We start from the raw sequence: 12,632 nt of genomic DNA, 5'->3' as shown, positions 1-12,632 counted from the left end.
TTTATGCTTGCTTTAGTCACAGGTGCATCTGCAGGGTTTGGCGTTGCTATTTGCAAATCCTTAATACAACAAGGTTATCGGGTCATTGGTGCGGCACGACGCTTAGACAAATTACAACAGCTGCAGGCTGAACTAGGCGCAGATTTTTTTCCTTTAGTATTAGATGTCAGTGCAGATCATCACACCCTTGAAGCCTGTTTAAAACAACTGCCAGCAGACTTTGGATTAGATCAGATCATGGTTCTCGTCAATAACGCAGGGCTTGCGCTAGGATTGGACGCCGCCGATCAGGCCAATTTAGACGATTGGAACACCATGATTGATACCAATACCAAAGGGTTAATCAACATGACTCGCTTGGTTTTGCCGTATATGGTCAAACGCCAAACGGGGCTAATTATTAATTTAGGTTCTATTGCTGGGACTTATCCGTATCCGGGAGGCAACGTTTACGGTGCAACCAAAGCTTTTGTGGCGCAGTTTAGCTTAAATTTACGTGCCGATTTGGCTGGAACGGGAGTGCGTGTGACCAATATCGAGCCGGGGTTGTGCGGCGGCACAGAGTTTTCAGTGGTGCGTTTTCATGGCGATGCAGAAAAAGCCGAACAGTTGTATCAAAACACGCAGCCCTTAGTGGCCGAAGATATTGCCAATACCGTGGCTTGGGTGGTGTCGCAACCACCACATATCAATATTAATCGGATTGAAATCATGCCGACATCGCAATCTTTCAATCCACTCAAAGTCACGCCAATTGCCTAAAAAAAGCGATTTTTAGCTGCCGCACTGGGTAGCTAATGTTTACTTAACAACGTCAGATCATGCTCAATAAAACATCTGACGTTGTCACAAAACCAAGCCTGCAATGCAATGAAACACCAATCTTTTGATGATTTTTTATGCAAAAAACCGGCAATTTTCTATGCATTTTTTGATCTAAACACTTTTTTGAAAAAAATAACGGCATATTGATTCAATTTAAGTTTTTAATTTTTCAAACTAAAATAAAAAACTGCTCAATATCAAATCAATTAACTTCACACCATTCAAAAAATATATAAAACGGGTAACATTTCATTCGTCAACTGAAAGCTAAAATGTCATTGAACTGTCATATTAAAGTTTCAAAATTCATGCAATTTCATTCACTACACCCTTCGCATGAATCATCAGACATCGGCTGTTTCGACTTCTGCTCCAAAACAAGCATATTTTCCAAGAACGTCTTCTCATATTAATGCACCTGCGCCATCTTGGTTTAAATATATTTTTGCGACCGTCATTTTAAGCGCAATCGTTTATATTGGCATTCAGCTTCAATTCGATTTATCTCATGTCCCACCTTTAAGCGCATTTTCATTCATTATGCTTGGGGTCGCGTTAATTATTGCGCTGGGCTTTGAGTTCGTAAATGGTTTTCACGATACCGCCAATGCAGTGGCAACGGTCATTTACACCAATGCCATGCCTGCTCCAGTGGCAGTAATGTGGTCTGGTTTTTTCAACTTTTTAGGGGTGCTGACCGCAAGTGGTGCGGTGGCGTACGGCATTATTGCATTGCTGCCTGTTGAATTAATTCTGCACGTGAATAGCGGTGCCGGTTTCGCCATGGTTTTTGCTTTGCTGATTGCTGCCATTATTTGGAATTTGGGCACGTGGTTTTTTGGCATTCCAGCATCGAGTTCACACAGCATGATTGGCTCAATTATTGGCGTGGGTATCATGAACCAAGCCTTACACTCAGCGACCGATGGCGTGAGTGGTGTCGACTTAGAGCAAATTTTTAAAGTTGCAAAAGCGTTATTTTTCTCGCCATTAATTGGTTTTGGTTTAGCCGCTGTAGCTTTTTTAATTCTTAAAGTGGTGTTAAAAAAACGCAAAACTGAAGTGTTTGAAGCACCTAAAGGCAATGAACCACCTTCGTTCATCGTGCGTATTTTACTGATTTTGACCTGTACAGGGGTCAGTTTCGCGCATGGTTCAAATGATGGTCAAAAAGGCATGGGCTTAATTATGCTCATTTTAATTGGTATTGTGCCTTTGGCCTATTCACTCAACCAAACTATGGATGAAAGCCAAGTTCAGTCCTTTGCTGCACTTTCAGAAAAAGCGGCACATACCTTAACGGTCAACCCCGACGCAATGCAAAATCCTGAAGCGCGCAATATTCTGACCAAGTTTATTCAAAACCATCAAATGAATGATCAAGTGATTCCTGCGGTTGCGGCATTGTCTAATCATTTAGGACAAGCGGTGGCAAGTTACGGCAGTATCGCCAAAGTTCCTGAACAAGCGACCATTAATTTACGCAACGATATGTATTTAAGCAGTACCAGCTTAAAGCAGTTAGATAAAGGCCAGCATCTCAATCAGCTTAACGCAGCTCAAAAAGCGACCATTTCGGATTATCGTCAAAACCTAGATAAAGCGACACAATATATTCCAACGTGGGTGAAAGTGGCTGTGGCACTGGCTTTAGGCTTAGGCACAATGGTGGGCTGGAAACGAATTGTAGTGACGGTTGGCGAACGCATTGGCAAAACCCATTTAACTTATGCGCAAGGCATGTCTGCCGAGCTTGTAGCCATGAGCACGATTATTGCCGCGGATAAATTCGGTTTACCAGTCAGCACCACACACGTACTTAACAGTGCCGTTGCCGGGACCATGACTGCCAATAAGTCGGGGCTGCAATGGGCAACCGTAAAAAGCATTTTAATGGCGTGGGTACTCACCCTGCCATGTGCCATGATTCTGTCTGCAAGCTTATATTGGCTGTTCTTACAATTTATTTAAAAATAAACATTTAACCATAAAACAGGGATCATTCGATCCCTGTTTTCATTTTAACCATCGTCTAAAACATCAACAAATTTCGCCTCTAAAATATGGGCTAAATCTTGCGGTTTTAAGCCAATATCCAAACCACGTTTTCCGCCACTGACATACATTTTCCCCAAGGTTTCTGCACTGGCATCGAGCACGGTTTTTAAACGCTTTTTTTGCCCCAGTGGGCTAATGCCTCCGACCAAATAACCGGTCAAGCGTTCGGCATCTTTCGGGTCGGCCATATGTAGTTTTTTACAGCCAAATGCCGCGGCAACTTTCTTTAAATTAAGCTGATGTTGCACAGGTAAAATGGCCACATAATGCTGTTTATCGTCGGTGACTAACAACGTTTTAAAGACTTCATGCACGGCCAAATTCAGCTTTTCTGCGGCTTCTAAACCAAAACTTTTGGCGTGTGGGTCGTGTTCGTATTCATGCAGGCTAAATTCAATTTTTTTAGATTTTAATAATCGACATGCCGGTGTCATCTCATGTTCCACTTTTACAATTTTTTTAAAGATAACATGGCTGCGATGATACAAGCACACTATTCTACGTTAAGATAAAACATCAGTCCCGCAGACAAGACGTCGCGGGTTTAGCAGTGAATCGTTCGACTCAAAACTGCATCGATTTCACATCTTCACAAAAAACCCCATGGATGATTAAAAAAAGACTGATTTTCGCGACAAATCCGAGTAAAATTCGGCTTTTATTTTTCTCCAGAAAGGCACCGCCTCAATTCAAATTATGATGTTTTTCAAGGAATTTTTATGATCGCGCTAGATATACAACATGTTCGCATGAATCAACATGCTGTAGATAAAGCACAGGCGTTGCAATGTCTAGTGAATATTTTGGTTGAAGATCAGCTGGTCACACCCGAATATCTACAAGGTTTAACGGCTCGTGAACAGCAAAGTGCTACCTATTTGGGTCAAGGAATTGCGATTCCACATGGGACACCTCAATCTCGCCAATATATCTTAGAAACAGGTGTGCGTTTGGCGCATTTCCCTGAAGGTGTGGTCTGGGATGGAGAAAATAAAATTTATTTGGCGGTAGTCATTGCTGCTAAGTCAGATGAACACTTACAAGTTTTACAGATTTTAACCCGTGCCCTCATTGACGATGTGTCCGAGCAAGTCAAAAACGCCCAATCTGCCGAACAAATTATTGAGTTATTACATGCGCAGCCACCATCGCTTGCGCTGCATGAAAACTTAATTGCCACTCAAGTTGCAGCAGAAGACGTTGAAGATTTAATTTGGCACGGCACACAGTTACTCAAACAACAAAAATTGGTTGAATGCGGATTTTTATCGGCACTGAATCCAAAACACATGATTCATTTAGGTGAAGGCATTTGGTCGATCACCGCCAATCAGCATGTGTTAAGCCCTGCGGTGAGTATTATTAAATCGGAACAACCGATTCGTCATCAGGACAAAGAACTCAGCAGCTTACTTTGCGTAGCCAGCAACGATCAGCTTGACATGCCGCAGTTCAATCGTCTAATGGATATTTTGTTCGACCCTGCGCAGCTGAGCAAAATTCACCAAGAACAAAACAGTCACCAAATTGCGCAGTTGATTGGTGCAGAAGTTATTCCCGATTGGCCAGCGCGTAAAATTATTTTAGCCAATGCTCATGGTTTACATGCCCGCCCTGCAACGCAATTGGTGAATATCACTAAAAATTTCCAAGGTGAGATTCAAGTTGCAGCCGATGACGGCGCTTTTGTGTCGGCAAAAAGTTTAACTAAGTTATTGTCGATTGGTTGTCGCCGCGGCCAAACTTTAACTTTTATTGCTGAACCAGAAACCGATGCCGTTGCCGGTTTAGATGCCGTGATTCAAGCCGTGAAAGATGGCTTGGGCGAAGAAGTTGAACCGATTGATGAACATACAGCACCTGTTGCACAAGTGCCTGAAGTACTGACCTTTGAACAACCCAATGACGGCAACAACAAAGGCATTGCCGCATCTGCGGGTTTGGCGTTTGGCCCTGCGCATGTGGTCAAACCACGTGAATTCCAATACGACCGTTTTGGCCATAGCTTAAAACAAGAAAACGAACGTCTTGATATTGCCATTCGCCAAGTCAAAAACAGCATTCGCCAATTTATTGCGCAAACGCAATCGAGTGCAATTAAACAAATTTTCTTGGCACATTTGGAAATGCTGGATGATCCGGATTTAATCCAAAATGTAAAACGTGGCTTAAAGCAAAACTTATCTGCTGCTGCAGCTTGGCATGACTATATTGAGTCTGCGGCCAAAGCCCAAGAAGCTTTAAAAGACCGTTTACTTGCCGAACGTGCCGCCGATTTACGCGACATTGGCGAACGTGTTTTAGCCGTATTGTGTGGCGCGCCTGAAATTTCGGAGCCTGAACAACCGTACATTTTAATCATGCACGATGTTGGCCCAAGCGATGTTGCGCGTTTAAACAAAGACCGCGTTGCAGGCATTTTAACTGCTGTGGGCGGTGCAAGTGCACACAGTGCGATTGTGGCCCGCGCCTTAGGCATTCCTGCTGTAGTCGGTGCGGGTGCAGATGTGCTCAACATTGACAGCAACACCACCGTGCTGATCAATGGTGATAATGGCGAATTTGTAATTGAGCCTGAACAAAGCTTAATCGACCATGCCATGGCTGAGCGTGCTAAGCAACAACAATTACGTACAGAAGCTGAACAACACTGCTTAGATGCAGCCATCACGCTAGATCAACATCATGTTGAAATTGCAGCGAATATTGGTAAAGTTCAAGCCACCGCGCAAGCCGTCAAATACGGTGCCGAAGCGATTGGTTTATTGCGGACTGAATTGGTATTTATGTCGCACAACAGCGCACCAAATGAAGCTACCCAAGAAGCCGACTACCGTGTCGTACTTGATGCTTTAGCAGGTCGCCCACTGGTGGTACGTACCTTAGACGTTGGCGGTGATAAGCCTTTGCCATACCTTCCGCTTGCACCTGAAGAAAACCCGTTCCTTGGTGTACGTGGTATTCGCTTAACTTTACGTAAGCCTGAATTGTTACGTCAACAATTGGCGGCATTGTTAAAAGCAGCCGATAATCGCCCACTTCGCATTATGTTCCCAATGATTGGACGTGTGGAAGAATGGCGTGCAGCAAAAGCCATTTTAGATGAAGTCCGTGCTGAATATCCTTGCGACAACTTACAAGTTGGCGTGATGATTGAAGTGCCTGCTGCGGCATTATTGACCCCAATTTTGGCGCAAGAAGTCGACTTCTTTAGTATTGGCACCAACGATTTAACCCAATACACCATGGCAATTGACCGCGGTCATCCACTGCTTTCTGCAGAAGCTGATGGTTTGCATCCAAGTGTATTATTACTGATTGACCAAGCGGTGCGTTCAGCGCATCAATATGGCAAATGGGTCGGTATTTGTGGTGAATTGGCCGCAGACCCGAAAGCAGTACCAGTATTGCTTGGCTTAGGCGTAGACGAACTCAGTATGTCGAGTGCGAGCATTCCATTGGTGAAAGCACAAATTCGTACTTTAAATTACGCACATTGCCAACAATTGGCCCAACAAGCCCTTCGCTGTGAAAGCGCACTGGCTGTACGCGATTTGGTGGAATAAGTTATGGCAAAAATTTTAACCATTACCCTAAACCCTGCCATTGATATTACCGTGCAGTTAGACAGCTTACGTGTCGGCGAAGTTAATCGCCAACAAACAGCACAAAGTCATGCGGCAGGTAAAGGGCTGAATGTTGCACAGGTACTCAAAGATTTAGGCCACGAACTGATTGTGAGCGGCTTTTTGGGGCTAGACAATCGTCAGGTGTTCGAACAACACTTTCAAACTCAACAATTTGACAATCAATTTGTTTATGTTGCAGGTGAAACCCGTCAAAACATTAAAATTGCTGAACAATCTGGTCGCATGACCGATATTAACGGCAAAGGTTTTTGGGTCGATGCGACGGCAAAACAACAGTTAAAAAATCAACTGACCCAGTTACTCGACCAAGTCGAAGTGATTGTCGTTGCAGGCAGCTTGCCGCAAGGCTTTAGTGCACAAGAATTGCAACAATTGATTGAATGGTTACAGCAACAAGGTAAAAAAGTTGCGGTTGACACCAGTGGCGCAGCGTTAGAGGCGGCCATTGCGGCGAATCCGTGGTTGATTAAACCCAATACCGATGAGCTTACCGAAACCTATGCGCGTGCGGCCGACACCGTTGAACAACAACAACAATTGTTTAACGATTTACCCAACATGCAGATTGAACACATCGTTGTATCGATGGGTGAACATGGCGTGAACTGGTTGCATCCGCAGCATCCATTACATGCCTCTGCGCCACGCGTAAGCGTACAAAGTACGGTTGGTGCGGGCGATTCACTGGTTGCAGGTATGATTCACGGTTTGGTTAATCACGCCAGTGCTGAAGAAACGCTGAAAACTGCCACAGCCATTGCAAGCCATGCCGTCACCCAAATTGGCTTCCATGTACCCAATTTAGACGTGATTGATGCTTTGAAGCAACAAATCGTCATCAATTCATTGAGTTAATATCATGTCAGAACATCAGAACATTTTATTTGTCCCGCATCATCCTGAACAGGCTGTCAATGCGTTGATTTTGGCGAGAAAGCTCACTCAAGCTGCGTCAACTTTGGGCTATGCTGCAACACTTGCAGCCTCACCAGATGCTGTTGAAACAACCGATGCCAACTTGGTGATTGTGGTTGGGCAAGCGCTTGCAAACCTCAAACTCAACGATCAGCAAAAAGTTGCGGTGATTGGCCTTGAACAAGCCAATGACGACATTGAGCAGACCCTTCAACAAGCCTTAAGCCAAGCACAAGATGCCAAAGCGGCAGCAACGAGCAGCACAGCCACGCGTTTTGTTGCCATCACTGCGTGTCCAACAGGCGTTGCGCATACCTTTATGGCCGCCGAAGCCTTACAACAAGGCGCGGTGAAACTCGGGTATCAAATTGATGTTGAAACCCAAGGTTCGGTGGGTGCAAAAAATATTTTATCGCCTGAGGCAATTGCCGCAGCAGACATCGTCATTTTAGCCACCGATATTGAAGTCAACACCGACCGTTTTGTGGGTAAACGCGTGTACCGCTGTGGTACGGGCTTCGCCTTAAAACAAACTGACAAAGCTTTTGCAGCGGCAATTAGCGATGCCAAAGTATTAGATTCAGGCAAACAAAGTGCTTCAACTGAAACGACCGAAAAGAAAGAAAAAGTTGGCATTTATAAGCATTTGCTGACCGGCGTATCGTTCATGCTTCCGATGGTGGTGGCAGGTGGATTACTGATTGCGCTCTCGTTTTGTTTTGGTATTGAAGCCTTTAAAGAAGCAGGCACATTGGCTGCTGCACTCAAGCAAGTGGGCGATGCGGCATTTTTACTCATGGTGCCTATGTTATCTGGCTATATTGCCTACTCCATTGCCGACCGTCCGGGTTTAGCACCGGGGTTAATTGGTGGTGTATTGGCAAGCCAATTACAAGCAGGTTTCTTAGGTGGCATTATTTCAGGCTTTTTGGCCGGCTACTTGGCCCTGTTTATTGCCAAAAAAGTAAAACTACCAACCAGTTTAGAAGCGCTTAAACCCATTTTAATTATTCCATTATTGGGAAGTTTAATTGTTGGTTTGCTGATGATTTATGTGGTCGGTCAACCGGTTGCGCACATTTTTGAAATCATGCAACATTTCTTAAATAGCATGGGCACCACCAATGCAATTTTACTGGGCATTATTTTAGGTGGCATGATGTGTGTGGATTTGGGTGGCCCAATCAACAAAGCCGCTTATGCCTTCACCGTTGGGCTGTTAACCACACACACCTATTTACCAATGGCGATTACCATGGCCGCAGGGATGGTTCCACCAATTGGTATGGCCATTGCAACCCTATTGGCCAAAGCAAAATTTGAACAAAGCGAACGTGATGCAGGTAAAGCCGCTTTTGTTCTCGGTTTGTGCTTTATTTCAGAAGGTGCTATTCCGTTTGCAGCCAAAGATCCCATCCGTGTGATTCCATGTACCATTGCCGGCGGTGCGTTAACCGGTGCATTGGTGGCGTTATTTCAATGTGAATTGATGGCACCACATGGCGGTATTTTTGTACTCTTAATTCCGGGTGCCATTCACCCTGCTGGACTCTATTTACTCGCAATCGCGATTGGTAGTGTCGTTACAGGCGTGGCTTATGCGTTCGTAAAACAAAAGCTTGCCCAGCCAGAAAAAGTGGTGACTGCTTCTTAAAGCCATTATTTAAATATAAAAAAACTGAATCTTCGGATTCAGTTTTTTTATCGCTTAAAACAATAGCTAAAAATACGCCCCAATAGCACATAATGATCAACACTCCCCCTCAAGTCTACCTTTCAGCTCTTTTATTGTGAGTATTCAAAAATACAACTTGCACAAATTTTTTTGCATCGCATGAGACTGTAACGGCATTTAAAACATTAAAAAACGGTCAGTTTTTCTCTTTTCAACGCGCAATTTTATTGTTAATTAAAACTTACAATTCCATTGAATGCAGAAAATAATCTATAAACTTAAACCATTCATTCAAAACACTTTTAAAATAAAAATTGATTTAAAAACAGCATTGATCTAAACAATTTCGGCTTGATCTGTTTATTTAATTTTACAATTGTTATACTACTAAAGTATGAATATGGGAATTTTTCTCTAACATTGGCTTTATATGAATGCATCACATCAACCGATTACATTCATTTTAATGTTAGATCTTTATGCCTAGTGTCAGGCAAGTTATTTAAATTTAAGGCAATTGAATGCATAAAATCTTAAAAGGCTTATTGGTGCTGCTGATAGCACTAATCGTATTAGCCACTCTTTTCTTATTTAGACCTGTTGCGTCTAAATCCATCCAAACTGAAGCGAACGAACCGGTTGTAGATGTCGTGCTCATCGGTGGCGGTATTATGAGTGCAACGCTCGGCACCTACTTAAACGAATTGCAGCCAAATTGGCAAATTCGTATGTATGAGCGTTTAGATAAAGTTGCACAAGAAAGTTCAAATGGCTTTAACAATGCAGGAACTGGACATTCAGGCTTTATGGAAATGAATTATACCGAAGAAAAAGACGGTAAAATGGACATTTCTAAAGCTGAAAAAGTCGCTTCTCAATTTGAAGTTGCCAAACAGTTCTGGTCATACCAAGTTAAGCAAAATGTTTTAGGTCAGCCAACATCTTTTATTAATCCTGTGCCTCACCATGCTTTTGTAATGGACGACAACGTTAAATTCTTAGAAAAACGTTATGCGGCAATGATTAAAAGCCCAATTTTCCAAGGCATGAAGTTTACTGAAGATCCAAATCAGATTAAACAATGGGCGCCTTTGGTGATGGAAGGTCGTGATCCAAAGCAAAAAGTTGCTGCGACACGCATGGAAATCGGTTCCGATGTCAACTACGGTTCAATTACAACGCAGTTGGTTGGACATCTTGAAAAAGATCCGAACTTTAAATTACAAACTTCAACAGAAGTTACTGCAATTAGTCCAAATGCAGACAAGACGTGGTCGGTTGAATTTAAAGATTTAAAAACTGGCAAAACCAACCATGTGAAAACACGTTTTGTGTTTATTGGTGCAGGTGGTGCAGCCATTAAAATGCTGCAAATGACTGGTTTGCCTGAAGCAAAACAATATGCTGGTTTCCCTGTGGGTGGTGAATTCCTAATCACAGATAATCCAAAAGTTGCGGCTGAACATACGGCTAAATTGTATGGTCGTGCCGATTTTGGTGCGCCGCCGATGTCGGTACCGCATATTGATACGCGTTATATCGATGGCAAAAAATATACCCTGTTTGGCCCATTTGCAACCTATTCAAACAAGTTCCTGAAAAATGGTTCGCAGCTTGATTTACTTGCAAACACCAACAAAAACAACGTTTTACCAATGACTGCTGTGGGCATTGAAAATCTAGACCTCGTTAAATACTTAATTGGTCAGGTCATGATGTCTGACGCAGACCGCTTCAAAGAATTGAAACGTTACTATCCAAATGCCGATCCTAAAGACTGGCATTTAAGCCAAGGTGGTCAACGTGTTCAAATCATCAAAAAAGAACCGGGCAAACCTGCCAAATTGCAATTTGGTACAGAAGTCTTTGTTTCTGAAGATCATGCCGTTGCTGCATTAATGGGTGCATCTCCAGGTGCATCAACATCGCCATACATCATTTTAAATGTGCTTGAAAAAGCCTTCCCTGAACAAACTAAAGGGGAATGGAATGCTAAATTGCACGACATTATTCCATCGTACAAACAAGATTTAATTAAAGATCCTGTGTTGTTGGATAAAGTTCGTCAATACACCAGTTCAACGCTTGGCTTGCATTACACGCCTGTTCACGCAGCTGTGCAAGCAGAGCCTACTGCGCAATAAGCCAGTGATGTGTTGAAAAAGGACGAACTTCGGTTCGTCCTTTTTATTCTCTTTTGCCTAATTTGTTCTTATTTTTTATGTCAGCTATTTCCTCGTCTGTCGGCTCGTTTTCTTTTTTACGATATCGTGATTTTTCCCGACTGACGTTAAATCAGTGCTGCCTGACCCAAGCGATTTTAATTCAAGAAATTTTAATTGCTTATGCTTTATATCAACTGACCAAAAATCCGATAAGCTTGGGCTTGGTCGGTGTGGTCGAATTTATTCCTTTTGTGTGTTTCTCTATTTTTGGTGGCTATATCGCCGATCGTTTTAATCGACAAAAAATCCTGCAATGGAGCTTTAGTTGTTCGATTCCTTTGGCACTCGCCTTGTGGCTCATTTTTTATGCTCAGCATCAACATAACCTCAGCACGCCATTCTTTTTAGCCTTCACCTATAGCATTTTATTTTTATTGGGGTGTATCCGCGGAATTTATAGCCCTTGTTTTAATTCGTTACGCCCCTTTTTAATTGCAAGAGAACATTATAGTCAGGCTGCCACATGGACGGCATTGTGTTGGCAAATCAATGCCATTCTCGCGCCTATTTTTGCAGGATTACTGATTGCACGCGTGGGCATCAATGGCACCTTCGCAGTCACTGTGGCGTTATTCATTTTAGGCAGTTGGGCATTGTGGCAAATGCAAGCACGGCATTTTCCTGCCTTACAACACCATTCAATGATCAGCAGTTTAAAAGAAGCCACCGATTTTATTCAGCAAAAGCCCATGCTGTTTTGGGCGATTTTTTTAGATTTAAGTTCGGTGTTTTTTGGCGGAATTCTGGCATTGCTGCCTATTTTTAGCAGTGAGATTTTACATTTAGGCGCCGATGGTTTTGGCGTACTGCGCGCAGCACCTGCCGTTGGTTCGTTGCTTACTATGAGTTTTTTAGTCAAATTTCCACCACAACAACACATTTGGCGCACCCTATTAATTGCCGTATTTGGCTTTGCTTGTTGCACGCTCATGTTCACCCAAGTTCGGCATTTATATAGCGCCATCATTGTGCTGCTGATGATGGGGGCTTGCGATAGCATTAGCATTGTCATTCGACAAACCTTACTGCAATGGATTCCACCCAAAGCGATGCTTGGACGTGTTGCCGCCATTAATGGTATTTTTGTGACTTCAGGCAATGAATTGGGAGCGCTACAATCAAGCATTATGGCGCGTTATTTTACCATTATCCCTGCTATGCTGATTGGCGGGAGTTTATCTTTGCTGAGTGTGGGTCTCACCTACGCACGCACGCGAAATTTATTGCAGTTCACGCTCAAACCGGAATCGAACGATTCATCTGTATCTTAAATTGATCTCGAGT

8 protein-coding genes are annotated in these 12,632 nt (G+C 43.2%); 7 read left to right on the top strand and 1 reads right to left on the bottom strand.

Annotation, left to right across the window (positions count from 1 at the left end):
• The first annotated feature begins 3 nt into the window (after window positions 1-3).
• Both I2F62_RS08905 and I2F62_RS08900 read left to right on the top strand, forming a co-directional pair.
• On the top strand, window positions 4-762 hold the full coding sequence (locus I2F62_RS08905; protein WP_324626665.1) for an SDR family NAD(P)-dependent oxidoreductase: 759 nt from the start codon (window positions 4-6) through the stop codon (window positions 760-762).
• Between the two features lie 399 nt (window positions 763-1,161).
• Window positions 1,162-2,796, top strand: a complete 1,635-nt coding sequence (locus tag I2F62_RS08900; protein WP_324626664.1) for an inorganic phosphate transporter — start codon at window positions 1,162-1,164, stop codon at window positions 2,794-2,796.
• A 50-nt stretch (window positions 2,797-2,846) separates the two neighbouring features.
• Here the strand turns inward: I2F62_RS08900 and ybaK are convergent, their stop codons facing one another.
• The gene (gene ybaK / locus I2F62_RS08895) at window positions 2,847-3,317 is read right to left on the bottom strand and encodes a Cys-tRNA(Pro) deacylase (protein WP_324626663.1); all 471 of its coding nucleotides are present in this window, start codon (window positions 3,315-3,317) and stop codon (window positions 2,847-2,849) included.
• A 285-nt stretch (window positions 3,318-3,602) separates the two neighbouring features.
• Here ybaK and ptsP point away from each other — a divergent pair, with 285 nt between their 5' ends.
• The 5 genes from ptsP (at window position 3,603) to I2F62_RS08870 (ending at window position 12,619) form a co-directional block, all read left to right on the top strand.
• Complete coding sequence (gene ptsP, locus I2F62_RS08890; RefSeq protein ID WP_324626662.1) at window positions 3,603-6,449, top strand: phosphoenolpyruvate--protein phosphotransferase; 2,847 nt, start codon at window positions 3,603-3,605, stop codon at window positions 6,447-6,449.
• 3 nt (window positions 6,450-6,452) lie between these two features.
• Window positions 6,453-7,388, top strand: a complete 936-nt coding sequence (pfkB, locus tag I2F62_RS08885) for a 1-phosphofructokinase (protein WP_324626661.1) — start codon at window positions 6,453-6,455, stop codon at window positions 7,386-7,388.
• Window positions 7,389-7,392: 4 nt separating this feature from the next.
• Window positions 7,393-9,102: a fructose-specific PTS transporter subunit EIIC gene (locus tag I2F62_RS08880; RefSeq protein ID WP_324626660.1), complete on the top strand. Its 1,710-nt coding sequence runs from the start codon at window positions 7,393-7,395 to the stop codon at window positions 9,100-9,102.
• 542 nt (window positions 9,103-9,644) lie between these two features.
• Window positions 9,645-11,267: a malate dehydrogenase (quinone) gene (mqo, locus tag I2F62_RS08875; RefSeq protein WP_324626659.1), complete on the top strand. Its 1,623-nt coding sequence runs from the start codon at window positions 9,645-9,647 to the stop codon at window positions 11,265-11,267.
• A 77-nt stretch (window positions 11,268-11,344) separates the two neighbouring features.
• Entirely contained in the window at window positions 11,345-12,619 is a 1,275-nt protein-coding gene (locus I2F62_RS08870) for an MFS transporter (RefSeq protein WP_324626658.1), read from the top strand.
• The last annotated feature ends 13 nt before the right edge of the window (window positions 12,620-12,632 follow it).

This window comes from Acinetobacter sp. MD2(2019) (assembly GCF_035615615.1).
In the GTDB taxonomy this organism is placed as follows: Bacteria; Pseudomonadota; Gammaproteobacteria; order Pseudomonadales; family Moraxellaceae; genus Acinetobacter.
The sequence above is the reverse complement of the archived record's forward strand: the minus strand, read 5'-3'. Positions and strand labels throughout refer to the sequence as shown.